This window comes from Kineosporia mesophila, from assembly GCF_021129235.1.
In the GTDB taxonomy this organism is placed as follows: Bacteria; Actinomycetota; Actinomycetes; order Actinomycetales; family Kineosporiaceae; genus Kineosporia; species Kineosporia mesophila.
Map to the genome: position 1 here is coordinate 331,755 of NZ_JAJOMA010000003.1, position 15,848 is coordinate 347,602.

At 71.7% G+C, this 15,848-nt stretch carries 14 protein-coding genes; 6 read left to right on the top strand and 8 right to left on the bottom strand.

What is annotated here, in order from left to right:
* Nucleotides 1-62 precede the first annotated feature (62 nt).
* Both LR393_RS06435 and LR393_RS06440 read left to right on the top strand, forming a co-directional pair.
* Nucleotides 63-2,378: a hypothetical protein gene (locus LR393_RS06435; protein ID WP_231482264.1), complete on the top strand. Its 2,316-nt coding sequence runs from the start codon at nucleotides 63-65 to the stop codon at nucleotides 2,376-2,378.
* Nucleotides 2,379-2,416: 38 nt separating this feature from the next.
* Complete coding sequence (locus LR393_RS06440) at nucleotides 2,417-4,969, top strand: tetratricopeptide repeat protein (RefSeq protein ID WP_231482265.1); 2,553 nt, start codon at nucleotides 2,417-2,419, stop codon at nucleotides 4,967-4,969.
* 124 nt (nucleotides 4,970-5,093) lie between these two features.
* On the opposite strand, the gene mftF is transcribed toward LR393_RS06440, so the two are convergent.
* The 8 genes from mftF to mftA form a co-directional block, all read right to left on the bottom strand.
* The gene (mftF, locus tag LR393_RS06445) at nucleotides 5,094-6,575 is read right to left on the bottom strand and encodes a mycofactocin biosynthesis glycosyltransferase MftF (RefSeq protein WP_231482266.1); all 1,482 of its coding nucleotides are present in this window, start codon (nucleotides 6,573-6,575) and stop codon (nucleotides 5,094-5,096) included.
* A 10-nt stretch (nucleotides 6,576-6,585) separates the two neighbouring features.
* Complete coding sequence (gene mftE / locus LR393_RS06450; protein WP_231482267.1) at nucleotides 6,586-7,293, bottom strand: mycofactocin biosynthesis peptidyl-dipeptidase MftE; 708 nt, start codon at nucleotides 7,291-7,293, stop codon at nucleotides 6,586-6,588.
* Between the two features lie 49 nt (nucleotides 7,294-7,342).
* The gene (locus LR393_RS06455) at nucleotides 7,343-8,227 is read right to left on the bottom strand and encodes a vWA domain-containing protein (RefSeq protein WP_231482268.1); all 885 of its coding nucleotides are present in this window, start codon (nucleotides 8,225-8,227) and stop codon (nucleotides 7,343-7,345) included.
* A 105-nt stretch (nucleotides 8,228-8,332) separates the two neighbouring features.
* Nucleotides 8,333-9,283 (bottom strand): AAA family ATPase, encoded by a 951-nt coding sequence (locus tag LR393_RS06460; RefSeq protein WP_269326727.1) that lies wholly within the window; start codon nucleotides 9,281-9,283, stop codon nucleotides 8,333-8,335.
* A gap of 115 nt (nucleotides 9,284-9,398) precedes the next feature.
* Nucleotides 9,399-10,208 (bottom strand): mycofactocin-coupled SDR family oxidoreductase, encoded by an 810-nt coding sequence (locus LR393_RS06465; protein ID WP_231482270.1) that lies wholly within the window; start codon nucleotides 10,206-10,208, stop codon nucleotides 9,399-9,401.
* 302 nt (nucleotides 10,209-10,510) lie between these two features.
* Nucleotides 10,511-11,827 (bottom strand): mycofactocin radical SAM maturase, encoded by a 1,317-nt coding sequence (gene mftC / locus LR393_RS06470; protein ID WP_231482271.1) that lies wholly within the window; start codon nucleotides 11,825-11,827, stop codon nucleotides 10,511-10,513.
* The gene (mftB, locus tag LR393_RS06475) at nucleotides 11,824-12,147 is read right to left on the bottom strand and encodes a mycofactocin biosynthesis chaperone MftB (protein WP_269326799.1); all 324 of its coding nucleotides are present in this window, start codon (nucleotides 12,145-12,147) and stop codon (nucleotides 11,824-11,826) included. The genes mftC and mftB overlap by 4 nt, the downstream gene beginning before the upstream one ends.
* Nucleotides 12,148-12,181: 34 nt before the next feature.
* Complete coding sequence (gene mftA / locus LR393_RS06480; RefSeq protein WP_231482273.1) at nucleotides 12,182-12,292, bottom strand: mycofactocin precursor MftA; 111 nt, start codon at nucleotides 12,290-12,292, stop codon at nucleotides 12,182-12,184.
* Between the two features lie 139 nt (nucleotides 12,293-12,431).
* On the opposite strand from mftA, the gene mftR reads away from it, so the two are divergent.
* The 4 genes from mftR (at nucleotide 12,432) to LR393_RS06500 (ending at nucleotide 15,846) form a co-directional block, all read left to right on the top strand.
* Entirely contained in the window at nucleotides 12,432-13,046 is a 615-nt protein-coding gene (gene mftR, locus LR393_RS06485; protein ID WP_231482274.1) for a mycofactocin system transcriptional regulator, read from the top strand.
* Nucleotides 13,047-13,341: 295 nt separating this feature from the next.
* Nucleotides 13,342-13,686 (top strand): hypothetical protein, encoded by a 345-nt coding sequence (locus tag LR393_RS06490; RefSeq protein ID WP_231482275.1) that lies wholly within the window; start codon nucleotides 13,342-13,344, stop codon nucleotides 13,684-13,686.
* Between the two features lie 223 nt (nucleotides 13,687-13,909).
* Nucleotides 13,910-15,127 (top strand): hypothetical protein, encoded by a 1,218-nt coding sequence (locus tag LR393_RS06495; RefSeq protein ID WP_231482276.1) that lies wholly within the window; start codon nucleotides 13,910-13,912, stop codon nucleotides 15,125-15,127.
* Nucleotides 15,124-15,846, top strand: coding sequence for a hypothetical protein (locus tag LR393_RS06500; RefSeq protein ID WP_231482277.1), 723 nt, complete (start codon nucleotides 15,124-15,126; stop codon nucleotides 15,844-15,846). Before LR393_RS06495 ends, LR393_RS06500 begins: the two co-directional genes overlap by 4 nt.
* Nucleotides 15,847-15,848 lie beyond the last annotated feature (2 nt).

Consider the following 15,848-nt stretch of genomic DNA (forward strand, 5'->3'; position numbering starts at 1 on the left):
GCCGGACAGGCCAGGCCCTCTTCTTCGACGACGACGACGAATCCACCGGGAGCGGCACGGGCATGGACAGGGGTTTGCCGGAGCAGATCGCGGATCTGCTCTCAGAGATCGACTCCGCCCCGTCCGGCCCCGCCGAGCGGGTCCTGATCGACGCGGCGATCGCGCTGGCCGACGAGTACGAGCTGGACGAACTGGGTTACGCGGCCCGGCTGCGCCTGCTGGCGTCGGCCAACCGCACCGGCGACACCGACGCTCAGCTGTCGGCGTTCGCCTGGTGCGTGGGCCGGCACCAGGCCGACCCGCAGCGGTTCCCGCTGCGGGTCGGTGAGTTCGACCTGCTCTGGTTCCACAAGCACGTGGTCGGGGCGCTGATGGGCAGCCCGCTGTTCTCCCGCGCCGACGTGAACTTCGCGATCGAGGCGATGGAGTCCGCCTACCGCCTGGCCGGGGTGGGGCTCTCCGCGCTCTGGCAGGCCCGGTTCCAGGCCGCGACCGGGCAGGGCCGCCTGGAGCGGGCCGGTGAGCTGCTGGCCGACCTGCGGCGCACCCCGCGCGACGCCTACAGCCACTGCGCGGCCTGTTCCCGGGCCGAGGAGGCCGAGTTCCACTACGCGTGCGGTCACGACGAGGCCGGGCTGCGGCTGGCCGACGAGATCCTCACCCGCGACCTGGTCTGTGCCTCCGAACCGGCCGGCACACTGGCCGGCGCCCTGCTGCCGATGCTGCGCTCGGGGCGCCTGAACGACGCCCGCCGGGCCCACCTGCGCGGCTACCGGGAAGCCCGCTCCAACCCCGACAACCTCCGGATGATCGCCCAGCACCTGCGGTTCTGCGCCGTCACCGGCAACGAGGCCCGCGGCCTGGAGATCCTCGAGCAACACCTACGCTGGCTGACCCACGACGGCCTGAACGCGCGGGGCCACCTGGACGTGCTCTCGGCGTCCGGCGTCCTGCTGGCCGCCGCCGTGCGGGCCGGCGCGGGCGACCAGATCGTGCGCACCGCGTCCGCCATCGGTCTCGTGCGCCTTCTCGGCGAACGCGAAACCGGCTGGACCGTCCGTGATCTCACCGTCACCGTGCGGGACCGGGCGGCGCGGCTGGCCGCGCAGTTCGACGCCCGCAACGGCAACGACTTCCAGACCCGGCTGCTCGCGCGCGACCTGGACCTGCTGAACACCTACTACGACGTGCCCCTGGCCACCCGGTCCGCCCCCCGGGTCAGCGCGGGGGCCCCGGTCGGCGGCGAGACCGAATTGAGGACGCGCGCGGCTCACCTGAAGTCGGAGGCCGAGCGCCTGGCCTCGGACGAGCCGGTGCTGGCCCTGGCCTGCGCCGGCGAGGCCCTGGAGATCAGCCTCGCCCTCGGTGACCGCGACCAGTCCGTCACCACGGCGCGCCTGGCGGCGCTCACGGCCACCACCCTGGGCGAGAACGACGCGGCGGTCGAGTACTGCCGCGCCGCCGTGCGTGAGGCCGCCGCCGGGGAACTGCCGGGCGAGAGCGCCTTCCGGCTCGAACTGGGGGCCGCGCTGTGCCGCGCCGGCGAGGCTGACGAGGGCACCGTGGAGATCGAGGAGGCCCTGGCCCTGCTGCGCGCCGCCGGGGCCCCGGCCGGTGAGCTGGCCGAGGCCTACTTCCTGCTCGGGCAGGCTCTGGGCGCCCAGTCCGACGGTGACGGGGCCCGCGACAGCTACCGCGACGCGGTCGCCCTGGCCTCCACCGCCGGCGACTGGGCCGCGACCACCCGCTACGGCCTGGCCCTGGGCGAGCTGCTCTTCGCCCGGCGCGACCAGGACTCGCTGAACGTGCTGGCCGGCGTGGTGGAATCGGCCCGGCAGACCCGCGGCAACCCCCTCACCCTGGTGCGGGCCGAACACCTGCTGGGCCAGGCCCTGGCCCAGATCGCCGGGGTCGAGCAGGCCGAGATGGTGCTGCGCGAGGCCCTGCGCGAGGCCTCCGACCCGTTCGCCACCCTCGACCCGGCCGTGGTCCACGAGCACGCCGAGATCCTCGACTCCCTGGCCCGCACCGTCGGCGACGCCGGACCGGAACGGGTGGACGAGGCGGTCGGGCTGGCCCGCGAGGCGGCCTCGGCCTTCATCGCCGTGCAGGCCGCCGGGCAGGCCGGGCGCTCGCTGCTGCTGGCCGCCCACCTCCTCGACGGCGCCGCCCGCGCCGCCCAGGCCCTGCCCCTGCTGCTGGAGGCCGAGCCGCTCCTCGACGACCGGCCCCAGCTCCTGCTGGAGTGCCTGATCAGCCTGGTCTCGGTGTACGAGAGGCTCGAACGCCCGGCTGCGGCCCGGGCGGCTGCGGCCCGGGTCGGGCGGGTAAGGCAGGATCACTTCGGCGACCTGCAATTCATCGACGACCTCGGCTGATCCGGCCGGTTACTCGCAGTCAAGGAGCATCAAGGGAAATGGACAGCGTCGAGGACCGCATCGAGACCCTCTTCGAGGAGATCGACGTCACGCCCTTCGGGCCGGCCGAGCGCGCCCTGATCGACGAGGCGATCGCGCTGGCCGACGAACACGGGCTGGACGAGCAGGGCTACACGGCCCGGCTGCGGCTGCTGCCCTCGGCGAGCATGCTCGGCGACACCGACGCGCAGCTGTCGGCGTTCGCCTGGTGCGTGGGCCGCAACGCTGCCGACCCGGAGAAGTTTCCCTTGCAGGTCGGCGGTTTCGACCTGCTCTGGTACCACAAGCACGTGGTCAGCTCGCTGATGGGCAGCCCGCTGTTCTCGAACGCCGACGTCGACGCGGCGATCGAGGCGATGCAGCAGCAGTACCTGAAGGAGGGCGTCGGGCTCTCCGGCGTGCTCCAGGCCCGCTTCCAGGCCGCCGTCGGTCAGGGCCGTCTCGACGAGGCCGGCAAGTGGCTCGGCGAGCTGAAGCGCACCCCCCGCGACAACTACAGCCACTGCGAGACCTGCGTGCGGGCCGAGGAGGCGGAGTACCACTACGCCATCGGCAAGGACGCGGACGGGCTGGCGCTCGCCGACGAGATCCTCGAACAGGGCATGACCTGCGGCGACGAGCCGGAGAACACGATCGCCCAGGCCCTGCTGCCGGCGCTGCGCGCGGGCCGGCTGGACGAGGCCCGGCAGATGCACCTGCGCGGCTACCGGATGGCCCGCACCAACGCCGACCACCTCACGATGATCGCCCAGCACCTGCGGTTCTGCGCCGTCACCGGCAACGAGGCCCGCGGCCTGGAGATCCTCGAGCGGCACCTGAACTGGCTGGTGCACGACGGGCTCAACGCCCAGGCCCACTTCGACGCGCTGTCCGCGGCCTCCGTCCTGCTCGGTGCGGCGCAGCGCGCCGGGGCCGGCGCCCAGACCGTCGCGGCGGCCTCCGACGCCAAACTGGTCCCGATCTTCGGGGAGCGGGCCGGGCCCTGGACCGTGACCGACCTGAAGGCCGCGACCCGCACGGCCGCCGCCGCCCTCGGCGCACAGTTCGACGAACGCAACGGCAACAACTGGTACGAGTCCCGCCTGGCCGCCGACGACGAGCTCGCCGGGATGTCGTGCGACCTGCCGATCGGCGCCACCCGGGTCAGCACCGACGCCACGCCCGCCGCGCTGCCCGACGACCTCGACGGGCGTCTGCTCCTGGTCTCCGACCTGCTGTCGATGGACGAGCGCAGCCAGGCCCGGCAGGTGCTGACCGCCGTCGAGTCGCTCGGCGACGCCCCCGGCGGGGAGCCCCTGACGGCCGCCCAGATCGCCGAGATCGCCGGTCTGAAGGCACGTCTGGAGGCCGCGGGAGAGAGCGACGAGATCCTCGCGAGCATCTTCGAAGTGGCCGGCACCGAGGGCCTGGACGCCGCCCTGGCCCTGACCGAGACCGCCCTCACCGACCCCGACCTGGGGCAGGGCCGCGGTCGCGGGCGGCGCGCGGCGCTGCTGCGCACCAAGGCCCAGCTGCTGGGGGCCGACGACCAGTTCGACGCCGGTCTGGCCGCCGCCGACGCCAGCCTGGCCATCGGCCTGCGCCTGGGCGCCCGGGAGTGGGCCTCGACCACCGCGGTGCTCGGCGCCCACCTGGCCCAGGACGCGTCCAAGGCCGACCTGGCCATCGAGCGCTGGCGGATCGCGATCCGCGAGGCCGCGCTGGCCGAGCTGCCGCAGGAACTCAGCGCCCGCCTGGAACTCGGCTCGCTGCTGCAGGCCCTGGGCCGCGCCGAGGAGGGCGTGGAAGAGGCCCGCGAGGTGCTGCGCCGCCAGATCGCCACCGGCGCCCCTGACTCCGAGCGGGCCGAGACGCTGCGCCGCATCGGCCAGGGTTGCGTGGCGATGCAGGAGTACCAGGACGCGCTGGAGGCCTACCGCGACGCGGTCGCCCTGGCCTCCCAGGGTGAGGACTGGCTCCTGGCCACCCGGGCGGCGCTGGCGCTGGGCGAGCTGATGACCGACGCCGGTGACGAGGACGGCATCGCGGTGATGGCCGGTGCGGTCGAGTCGGCCCGTCACCTCGAGGAGGAAGACCCGATGTGGCTCGTGCGGGCCATGCACATGCACGGCCGCTCACTGAGCCTCGCCGACGAGGACGACCAGGCCGCCGACGTGCTGCGCGAGGCCGCCGAACGCGCCGCCCAGGCCGCCGCCGACGACCACCCGGCCGCCGCGTTCGAGCACGCCGACCTGCTCGACTCCCTGGCCCGCGCGATCGCCGGGGAACACCCCGACGAGGCCGTGCGGGTCGCGAAACAGGCCGCGCAGGAGTTCATCGCCATCGAGGAGGAGGTCCCGGGCGGGCGCGCGCTGATGCTGGCCGCCGGGGTCCTGTTCAACCACGACCGCCCCGCCGAGTCCCTGCCCCTGATGGAACAGGCGATCGAGGTCCTGGCCGATCACCCCGACGTGCTCGGCCAGGTGCTCAACGCCGCCGGTGACGTCTACGAGAAGCTCGGCCGCCACCACGAGGCCAAGCAGGTCCGCGACCGCGCCGAAGAACTCAGCTGACCCGGCTCCGATTCTGGGGGCGCGATCAGCAAACCAAGATCTTTGCCGTGATCATGCAAAACCTCCCCGGAGTTCTAGAACTGTCGACTTCAGAGTTCTAGAACGCTGGGGAGGTTTTGCATGATCACGAAGGTTTGGGGGTGACCGAACCCAGCAGGCGCCACTTCCAGCTCGGCCGCACCGCCCGCAGGTGGCGGGCCTGCGCGCTGCCGGCCCACACCCCCGCGCCGTAGGCCGCGTCGTCGAGCAGCACGGCGATGCTCCAGCGCACCGGGTCGATGCCCTCCGGACGTACCCGCAGCCACTCGCGCACCGGGGAGGCCAGCACCAGGGCCAGCGCCGCGAGCGCGCGGCCCCTGCGGTGGCAGCCGGGGAGAGCGAGCAGCAGGGGCAGGAACGGCAGGGCGAACTGCGAGGTCCAGCGGCCCATCCCGAAGAACGTCTCGCGCACGCCGATGGCCAGGGGCTTGAGCAGGTCGTCGCTGGTGGTGCCGGCCTGGGTCAGGGCCCGGTGGGCGTCGGCGTAGCCGGCGGCGAACGTGGCGGCGGCCAGCAGTGGACGACGCGCCAGCAACGCGGTCACCGTCGAGACCGGCGCGGCCACCATCACCAGCGGCGCCACCTTGCCCGGATGCCGTTCCTCCAGCTTCGCCGCCGAGGTGCCGTAGGCGAAGCGTCTGCGCAGCAGCGACTTCCACCCGGCAGGTTCTTCGTGGCCGATCTCCACGGTGGGGTCGTACCGCACCCGCCAGCCGGCCTCGAGCAGCCGCCAGACCAGGTCCACGTCTTCGCCGTACCGCAGGTCCTCGTCGAAACCCGTTGGCCCGTCGATCTCCTCGAGGGCGGCCCGGCGCAGGATGAGGGCCGCGGTGGGCAGGTAGGAGACCCGGCTGAGCGGTGCCACCCGGGCCGGGAGCCCGCCCAGGTCGAGCACCGGCCGGGCCTGCGAGAAGCGCTCGGCGAGGGTGCCGCCCGAACGCCCGCCCGCGACGATCCGCGGTGCCACCCCGGCCAGCAGAGGATCGTCGAAATGTCCTACCAGGTCGTCGATCCAGCTCGCGGGCGGCAGGCAGTCGGAGTCCAGGAAGGCGACCAGCGGTGTGCTCACCGATTCCAGGGCGAGGTTGCGGGCCGGACCCGGGCCCCCGTTGACGGAGCGGACCAGTAGCCGGGCGCCGTGCTTACGGGCGACCGCGGCGACGGCCTGCGGGTCGTGCGAGGCGTCGTCCACCACGACCACCTCGGCCACCGCCTGCTGCGACGACGCGGACAGACCCCGCAGGCAGCGGTCGAGCTCGGCGGAACGGTCGCGGACGGGAACGATCACCGTGACCACACCGTGCCGCCCCGGGCGCCGGCCGTCGTCCTGCGGAAGTCCCTGGCGCACGGGGTGCACCACGCCGGCGTCGGCGAAGCGACGCGCCAGGGCCGAGGCCGCGGGACTTCCCACGACACCCGATCTCAGCTGCGAGAACGCTTCCTGACCGGCCGGGTTGAGGCGGAACAGGCGGGCCGGGGAACCGCCGAAAATCGTTCCGTCCGGTTTGATCACCACCTCCGGGTCGAGCTCGACCCGGAAACCCACTGGCACTCCCGTCGTCGTCACGGGTTCAACTCTAGGCTCCCAATTTGCCGTAGGGCGGGTCCCAGGCCAGGACCTGTGTGTGCAATCCGTCGACGAGGCGCTGAATCAGCCGTTCACCCTCCTCGCCACTGGCCCCCTCCGGGTCACCGAGGACGCCGTTGGGACTGACCGCCCTCACACCGCCCGCCCGGAGCTGGTCCATCAGCTCCCGCACCGGCGTGGTGTTGCCCCGCTCGGCCAGCCGCCGGTGCACCAGGTGCGGCTGCAGGGCCAGCTGCATCGAGGTCTCGGTGCGCCCGGCGTGCGCGTCCCCGTCCCCGGTGACCATCCACAGCAGCACGTCGCGTGACTCGGCCCGCAGCGTCCGCACGGCCTTCACCGCCGGTACCGCGTTACCGCCGTGCCCGTTGACGAACACCTGACGCCGGTAGGTCTCCCCCGCCGACCGGCCCAGCTCCAGCAGCATGAACTCCAGAGCGTCCTGCCCGATCGAGATCGTGCCCGCGAACCCGGCGTGCTCCCCGCTCGACCCGTAACCGATGGCCGGAGCCAGCGCGACCTGCGGCATCCGCTCGGCCAGGCGCCGGGCGACGGCGTACGCCACGTCCCGGTCGGTGCCCAGCGGCAGATGCGGGCCGTGCTGTTCGGTGGAGCCGATGGGGATGACCACGATGCCGTCCGCAGCCGCGTGCTCGGCAATCTGCGGGCTGGTCATGGTGGCCAGGTCGAAGTACGGCACGAATCCAGACCCTACGCCGCACCACTCCACGCACACCGACGGGGCCCACCTACGACCGGAAGATCGACGACAGCGCCGGTGCCACCTGGCGGTGGTCCCGCACCACGAACATCTTTCCCCGCCCGACCGCGGCCAGCTCCCGTCCCAGTTCCTCGTCCTTCTCCCCCGAGGCGTCGAGCAGCACGTCGAGCCGGGGCAGCAGCGCCGCCGGGCCGCGGGGGTCGGGGCCGGCGTTGTGCACGCAGTCCGACAGCAGCAGCACCCGGGCCTGCGGGTTCGGCCGGCGCGACAGTTCGGCCGCCGCCAGTTGCAGCGGGAACCCGACGTTGGTCAGCCCCCGCGCGGGCAGTTTCAGCAGGTCGTCGAGCAGGGTCTGGGCCAGGAAGGGCTTTCCCATCGGCAGCAGGATCGAGCAGTCCGACCAGAACGCGATCACGCCCACGTCGTCGTCGCCCAGTTCCCCGGCCAGCGCGCCGACCGTGGCCGCGGCCGTGCGGATGCGCTCGCCCCGCATCGAGCCGGACACGTCCACCACCAGCTCCACCGACCGCCGGCGGCGCACCCGTTCCCGCACGACGATGTCCTCGTCCTGAGGGAAAGGCTTCTCCGCCAGCACTTCCAGCGTGCGGTCGAGGTCGATGTCGTCCGCGCCCTCGCGGTAGCGCACGCTGACGAGCTCGCCGGTGCCGCGCCGCCGGCCGGTGCCGGGGGGCGGCCGGTGCAGCGACAGCCGGGCCGCGATCTGCCGGGCCCGCTGCCGGACCTCGTTCTCCACCGGGTCGCCGTCCTGCTCCAGCGGCACCACCTCGCCGGCGTCGTCCGACTCCCCCGGGCCGCCGGAACCCTGGGCGAAGGCCTTCGCCGCCGCCTTCGTCCCCCGTCCCAGGGACTGGAGCACCGGACCGCCACCGCTCTCGGCGATGCTGAACACCATCGGCTCGGCGTTCAGGGCTTTGGGACGCCGGCGCGCAGGACGCTTGGGGCGCGGCTTGCGGGGGTCACCGGGTTTCCCGACCGGGGAGTCCGCCGCGGCTTCTCTTCAACCCGGCTGGGCCGCGGCCGGGGTGAGGATGAACCGGTCTTCCCAGATCTCCCGCACGACGCGCTCGGGCGTGGTGTCGGCCGCCTCGTCGAGGTGGATCCGGCCCGACAGCGCGACCGTCATCGAGTCGAGAATCACCTGCGGGTAAGCACTCTCCGGGTCCAGGCGGGAGGTCGAGTCGGCCGCCGCGCCGACGCCGCGCAGGGCCGCCAGCTGGTTGGCCACCAGCACCACGTCGATGGCCCCGCGCACACTGCTGCCCTGGCGCAGGTGCGGGTGACGGCGCGTGGCCCGGTTCACCCAGACCGCGTCGCGCACCAGCAGGTCGCCGAGCTTGCCACCGGCCTCGGTGCGCAGGTCGACGATGCCGATCTCGGCGTCCTCGTCCTGGTAGCCGACCGCCAGACGGCACAGCCGGTCGGTGATCGACGTGGACAGCCGCGTGGTGCCGACGTTGTCGTACGGGTTCATCGACGCGATCAGCCGGAAGGTCGGCAGGGCCTGCACCCGACCCACCCGGGGCACCGCGATCCGCCGCTCGGCCAGCGCGGCCAGCAGCGTGTTCAGGGTGTCGTCGGGGGCCCGGTTGAACTCCTCCAGATAGAGGAACCCGCCCTGCCGCATCGCCTCGAGCAGCGGACCGGGCACGAAATTGTCTTGCGTGTAGTCCTCTTTCAGCACCCGAGCGGGGTTGTGGTGCCCCACCAGCTTGGCCGGCGTGAGGTCGGCGTTGCCCTCGACGTAGAACAGCGGAATGCCCCACTCGTCGGCGATCGCCCGCAGCAGCGTGGTCTTACCGGTGCCGGGAGGGCCCTCGAGCACGAGGTCCCGGCCGGCGGCCACGGCGGACAGGACCAGCTCGAGCTCGTGCTCGCGGCCGACCAGGTGGGACGCGACCCGGTTCCGGGTCTGCGCCACGTCGGGGGTGTCAGTGCTCACGGTCACCATGGTTTCAGGGCTGATGGAGGACGATGTGGCGGGGTCCCCACGGCTCTCGGGGAAGGCTCGCCCGATCACCGGCAAAACCGGCCGCGATCAGGCAAACCTTCCCCGAGGACGGGACTCAGAGCTGGGTCGCGCCCGCGTCCACGGTCATCGCCAGGGCCGTCACGTAGCGGGACTCGTCGCCGGCCAGGAAGAGCACGGCGTTCGACTGGTCCTCGGGCTGCGTGACCGCGACCGGGAGCATGTTGCCGAGCATCACCCCGGGTCCCGGATTGGCCTCCAGCGCGGGACCGAAAGCCCCGCCCATGGCGCCCATCGGGGTCTCGACGCCGGTCGGGTGCAGGCTGTTCACCCGGATGTGGTGCTGTGCCAGCTCGGCCGCGAAGGTCCGGGCCAGACCGGTGACGGCGTGCTTGCTGGCCACGTACGGGGTGAGGAAGGGAAGACCGACCAGGCCGGCGACCGAGCTGGTCAGGATGATCGAGCCGCCACCGGCCCGGATCAGGTGCGGGGCACCCGCACGCACCGTGTTCCAGGTGCCGGTGATGTTGACGTCGAGCGTGTCCTGCCACTGCTTCTGGGTGACCTTGTCCCAGGGGCCCACGTGGCAGATGCCCGCGTTGCCGACGATGATGTCGAGCCGGCCGAGCTGGGCCACGCCGTCGTCGACGGCCTTCGTCAGTGCCGCGGCATCGCGGATGTCGGTCACCGAGGCGACGATCCGGCGGTCGAGAGCCTCGACCTGCCGGACGGTCTCGGCCAGATCCGCCTGCGTCGCCGCCGGGTAGTCCAGGTCCTCGAACGGTTCGCAGATGTCGACCGCGATGATGTCGGCCCCCTCGGAGGCCAACTTGAGCGCGTGGCTGCGGCCCTGCCCGCGGGCTGCTCCGGTGATGAACGCGACCTTGCCCTCGACACGTCCTGCCATGAGTGCACACCTCTCCAACAACATTGTCAGTGAACGGTTGCTGCATCCCCAGGACTATTAGTAGCCCGGTCAACTACCGACGCGCCTGCCCGAAAGGGACGAACGGGAGGTGACCTTTGTCTCCTCGACAGTCGTCGGTCGTCCTCAATTTTTGATGTATCGCAGGGACTTTCGCCAAAATCAAGGGGGAACGACAACGGGACCCAGGAGCGCTGGGCCTCGAAAAGTGTTCACTCATCTATGAAAACACAGATGCGCGGCACTTCCCGGACAGGAAGGGCCGCGCATCCGCGGTGTTCGTGTCAGCTCGCGCCGGATCCGGTCTCGATCCCGGGATCGAAGCCGGCGAGCGGATTCTCGTCGCATCCCCGGGCCGGCGGGGCGGAGACCACCCCGATGGCCGGGCGTACGCCGAGCGTCAGCGCCACCGGCTTCTTCTTGTTCTTCTGCTGGCTGCGCAGCGGGTTCTTGTGCGAGTGGTCCAGGCTCGGCTTCGGGACGACGCCCTCCACCGCACTCAGTGCGCTCTCCCCGAGACCACGCACGCACTCGGGGTCCGGCCCGTCCAGCGGCAGGCCGGTGAAGAACTTGGCCGCCATGCAGCCACCCCGGCAGGAGTCGAAGAAGTTGCAGGACTTGCACGCACCGCCGTCCTGCGGCTGACGCAGTTCCCGGAAAAGGTCCGACGTCTGCCAGACGCCCTTGAAACCGCCCTCGTCACGGACGTTCCCGGCCTTGAACTCGTCGTGGATCGCGAACGGGCAGGCATACACGTCGCCCACCGGATCGATCAGGCAGACGACCCGGCCCGCACCACAGAGGTTCAGGCCCGGCAGGGCGTCACCGAACGCGGCGAGGTGGAAGAACGAGTCACCGGTGAGCACCTGGTCGCCGTTCGCGACCAGCCAGTCGTAGAGCTGCTTCTGCTGGGGGGCCAGCAGGTGCAGCTCGTCCCAGACGTCCGCGCCGCGGCCCGAGGGGCGCAGCCGGGTCAGCCGCAGCTGGGCCTGGTACTTGTCGGCGATCGCCTTGAACTCGTCGAGCTGGCCGACGTTCTGGCGGGTGACCACGACGGACAGCTTGAAACCGCTGAAGCCGGCCTCGTACATGTTCTGCATGGCCCGCATCGCGGTGTCGTAACTGCCGGTACCGCGCACCTGGTCGTTCACCTCGGCGGTCGCGCCGTCGAGAGAGATCTGCACGTCGACGTAGTCGGAACGGGCCAGCCGCTCGGCCACTTCCCGGTTGATACGCACACCGTTGGTGGAGAACTTCACGCCGACGTGGTGCGCGGTCGCGTAGTCGACCAGGTGCCAGAAATCCGGTCGCACGGTCGGCTCGCCACCACCGATGTTGACGTAGAAGACCTGCATCCGCTCCAGCTCGTCGATGACCGCTTCGGCCTCGGCGGTGGACAGCTCGCGGGGGTCCCGCCGGCCGGAACTCGACAGGCAGTGCACGCAGGCGAGGTTGCAGGCGTAGGTCAGTTCCCAGGTCAGGCAGATCGGCGCGTCCAGCCCGAGGGCGAACTTGTCGACCAGACGACCCGGTGAAGGGGGCGGGCTCGGGGGATTCGGGGTGAAACCGGCCGGGGTAGCCGGTTCGAGCACAGCTGTCATGCGGTGTCCTCCGCGGGCGAGGTCGTTCTCGGGCGGATCAGGTCACCCGCCGCGAGCGAGGCCAGGGCCCGGCCCAGGACCGGGAGCTGGGCCGGGTCGACCCCCGCCGCCAGGCACGCGGACCGCGCGCTCGGGGCGGTGGCCAGAGCGTTGACGACGTCCAGTAGTTGACGGGTCTTCAGGAACGACAGGCGCCGGTTCCCGAAGTGATACATCAGGGCCCCGAAGGGTTCCGGCCGCACGGAGACGCTGGGGTGCAGCTCCCAGGCTCTGTCCAGCAGGTCGAGGCCCGGGTCCGGGGCCGGGGGCGGCACCGACATGCGGTTGGTCTGCGTCGTCACGGCCTCGCGCCGATCAGTAGACGCCGCACATCCCGTCGATGGAGACCTCTTCGACCAGCAGTTCCTCGACGTTCGTGGCGTCCTGGCCCTCGACGACGTCCTGGGGAGCGCTCGTGATGTTCATCGAAACGACCTCTCTTCCACGGTTAACGACTTTGTCCTGGCGAGTTTATGACACTGCGTGTCGTAAACGTCAAGGGTGGTTAGATGGCACCGCATGACTCGCAGGGCGGGTCACGACCACGAAGGAGTGTGCGGCACAGATGTCATCGGGGTCTGCAGCACGATCTGAACCCCGTAGCGGCCGCCCCCGCGCCACGAGCCGCGACGCCCTCGAGCGCATCGCCCTGGAGCTGTTCGCCGAGCACGGTTTCGAGGCCACCACGGTCGAGCAGATCGCCGACCGGGCCGGAGTCAGCCGGCGCACCTTCTTCCGTTATTTCGACACCAAGGCCGACGTGCTCTGGTCGGAGTTCGACGCCGAGGTGCAGACCCTGCACCGGCTGCTCGCCGAGGCCCCGGCCGGCCAGTCCCTCACCGAGGCCGTCAAGCAGGCCGTGCTGACGGCCAACCATTACGGGGTGGACGACGTCGCGAGCCTGCGGGCCCGCATGGAGGTCGTCACCAACGTGCCCGCCCTGAACGCCGCCTCGACGATGCACTACGACAGCTGGGCCGGTGCCCTGGCCGAGTTCGCCGCCCGCCGCCTGGGCCTGCAGCCCGACGACCTGATCCCCCAGGCCATCGGGTTCAGCGCGCTCGGGGTGTGCCGGGCGGCCTTCGACCAGTGGGTCGCCCGCCGCGACGCCGATCTCATCAGCTACCTGGATCAGGCCCTCTCCGCCTGGCAGACCGGGTTCGCCGGCCTCGAGCAGTAGACACCCGAACCGGCGCTGCACCCGGTCCGGGTCCGCGGCGAGACTGCCCACCTCAGGTTTCTTGGGACTTCCTTAACGCTCTGACGGGCGGTTTCATCGTCCTGCATACGGTCCGGGTCCGCATCCATACACCTGGTTACGGCATCGCCGCTGAGGGTGAATTCCGGCTCGCCTTTCGTCAGGCCTGCCGTAATTTGGCACAAAATCCACGTCAAGCGAGGTGTAACGCTCTTCTGACCCGCGGCGATCAATGCGGGCGACGGTCCCCAGTGCAGCCAGTGCGAAGGGTTCATTCATGTCCCTGGCCATGCCTTACCCGGCTCGACGACGCGCCACCACCCAGAACCAGACCACAACGATCACCGTGCCGGCCGAGCACGACATCTCTCCCCCCGGTACGCCCCCCGCCGTCTCCGTCGAGCAGGTGTGGCACGTCGGCCTGTCCCGCCCCGGCATGTTCCCGTTCCGCGAGGCGAGCTGCCCCTGCGCCAAGGCGGCCTGCGGTCTCGTCGTGCCCGATCCCGAGGTGGACTGCCCGCTGCACACCGACGGGGCCCCGTTCCTCCAGGTCCACTCCGCCGTGGACTGCGACTTCCCGCGCACCGGCTGGCGCCGCCGGCGCCGCCCCAACCTCCGCTGAACCTGAGCTGAACCGGCGCTGAGCCCTTCCCCGAACCGGTCCGATCGCCGGGCCCCGGAAAGCGACCCTCCGGAGCCCGGCGATCCGACCCTCCCCCTCCCCTTGTGTCAACCCCGGCGTCCTCCTGTCGTGATCAGGCAGACCTTTCCCGCTCACCGCGCCGCACCCCCTGGTGCACAACGTGCTTTTCAGGCCCGGCCACCGCCTGCCGTAAGGTCGCACGGTGACTGACGGCCCCACCACACTCTCCCTGGAGGAATTGGCTCCCGAGGCCGGTGTCCTGCGCATCTACCGTCAGGTCTTCTCCGTCCTGGCCCGTGAGCACGGGGCGATGATCAGCGACGTCGAGCTGCTCGACATCGACGAGGCGATCCTCGCCGCGTTCGCCGATGCCGGGAACGAGGGCCTGACCCTGGAGTCGGCCGTCGCGGCCTGCCGGCGCCACGATCCCGCCTCCGTGACCCGCCGGTTCGAGGTCCTGCGGGGCTACGGCGCGATCACCCGCGTCGTCGATCATCCGGGCGAGCGATTCCACCGCGCGGCGTTCGCGCCCTACGTGATGCTGCTCTTCCTGCGCCGCCTGGCCGCCGCCGGTGGTCAGGGCGAGCTGCACCAGCTGCTCGCCCTGGAGGGCCTGAGCATCCGCTCGCCGGGCGCCGTGGCCGACGACGGCCGGGGCTCGGTGAACCGGCTGTCGCGGGTGTTCCGCCTGATGGCCAACCAGCTCTCCAGTCTCACCACCACCAGCCCGGTCGAGGAGCTGCGCGAGCACGCCGAGCTGCTGTGGGGCAACCGCGCCCTGATCAGCCAGGCCGAGGACGTGCACGCACAGGCCCTGCAACGCTGGCCCGAGCTCGACCGCGAGTGCGCCCAGCTGCGCACCGCCCTGGCCGCCTACGCCGACTCCAGCGAGTCCGCCGCGGCCCGGCTGATCGAACAGGCCGGTTCCACCCGGGCGCTGGGTCTGCTGCCGGTCGAGACCTGGCGCAGCTTCGCGCGGACCTCCGACGCGCAAACCCTGGCCGGGGTGCTCGACGGGCAGGTCTTCGACGCCGTCGCCCCCTGGTTCTCCCCGCAGGCCATGGCCCTGGCCGTGGAGAACGCCTCGAGCTCGGGCCCGGTCCGGATGCCCCCGCCGCGTCCCACCGGCGACACCGACGCCCCCACCGACCGGCCGGTCGCCGGGGACTGTGACCTGCGCGAGTTCACCGACCGGGTGCTCGCCCACCGCGACCGGGTCGGGGTGTCCCAGCTGCTCGACGACGCGCAGGACTGGATGGACGGGCGCCGCACCCTGTCCCTGCTGGTCGCCTCCCACCACTCCCCCGAGGTGGACGCGGAACTGACCTGGGCGGACGGCTTCCGGGTCGATCCGCAGGCCGCGGTGCCGTGGGTGTCGGGCGGGATGTTCGGTCGGGTCGTGGGGTCGGGGAACGCGTGAACACCGCTGACACCGCCCTGTGGTGGGCGCGCGCCCGCGCGCTCGGCCCCGCCCGGCACGAGGCCGGCACGCCCGCTCCCGACGGTTTCCTGCGTCTGCTCGAGCCGCACGCCGGCGACGTCTGGCTGCTCCCTGCCCATCCCGGCACGGCCGGACCGTGGGTGCTCGACGAAATGGGTTTCAGCGGACCCACGATTGAGCAGCCCAACGACACCGCGCGGATGCTGGCCGCCGTCGTCCGCTGCTGCTGGACCGATCCCGAAGCCCCGATCTGGCCCGGGCGGGAGGTTGACTGGGAGACCGTGCTGTCGGTCTACCGCACGTTCGGTGACCGGGAGGAATCCGTGCTGAACCGCGCCGCCACCGGCGCGATCCGCCGTCTCAACGGCGGCGGCTGGGTGCTGTGGGACGACGACCGCCGGGTCGTGCGTCTCGGCCCGCGCTGTGGCACCTGGGTCAACGCCGACCTCACCGTGCTCCGTGAGCTCTACCGCAGCCTGCCGCCCCCGGAAGAGCCGGAGGAGGACGAGGAATACGGGGAGACTCCGCCGGATCACGACCAGGGTGCCGGCTCCACCCCCGTCCGTGATCAGGCAAACCTTCCCGGGCCCCCGGCTGATGACGATGATGCGGTGGACGCCTCCATGATGGACGCGGATGCGCACCTGCGTGAGGTCCCCGCCTCCGTGGGTGAAGAGGACCGGGGTGATCCGGCGTGAGC

Coding starts and splice junctions, on each gene's coding strand:
- LR393_RS06490 (WP_231482275.1), top strand. CDS start 13,342: ATGTCCCTGGCCATGCCTTACCCGGCTCGACGACGCGCCACCACCCAG.
- LR393_RS06465 (WP_231482270.1), bottom strand. CDS start 10,208: ATGGCAGGACGTGTCGAGGGCAAGGTCGCGTTCATCACCGGAGCAGCC.
- LR393_RS06455 (WP_231482268.1), bottom strand. CDS start 8,227: ATGGTGTTCAGCATCGCCGAGAGCGGTGGCGGTCCGGTGCTCCAGTCC.
- mftR (WP_231482274.1), top strand. CDS start 12,432: ATGTCATCGGGGTCTGCAGCACGATCTGAACCCCGTAGCGGCCGCCCC.
- mftC (WP_231482271.1), bottom strand. CDS start 11,827: ATGACAGCTGTGCTCGAACCGGCTACCCCGGCCGGTTTCACCCCGAAT.
- mftA (WP_231482273.1), bottom strand. CDS start 12,292: ATGAACATCACGAGCGCTCCCCAGGACGTCGTCGAGGGCCAGGACGCC.
- LR393_RS06440 (WP_231482265.1), top strand. CDS start 2,417: ATGGACAGCGTCGAGGACCGCATCGAGACCCTCTTCGAGGAGATCGAC.
- LR393_RS06460 (WP_269326727.1), bottom strand. CDS start 9,283: ATGGTGACCGTGAGCACTGACACCCCCGACGTGGCGCAGACCCGGAAC.
- mftB (WP_269326799.1), bottom strand. CDS start 12,147: ATGTCGGTGCCGCCCCCGGCCCCGGACCCGGGCCTCGACCTGCTGGAC.
- LR393_RS06435 (WP_231482264.1), top strand. CDS start 63: ATGGACAGGGGTTTGCCGGAGCAGATCGCGGATCTGCTCTCAGAGATC.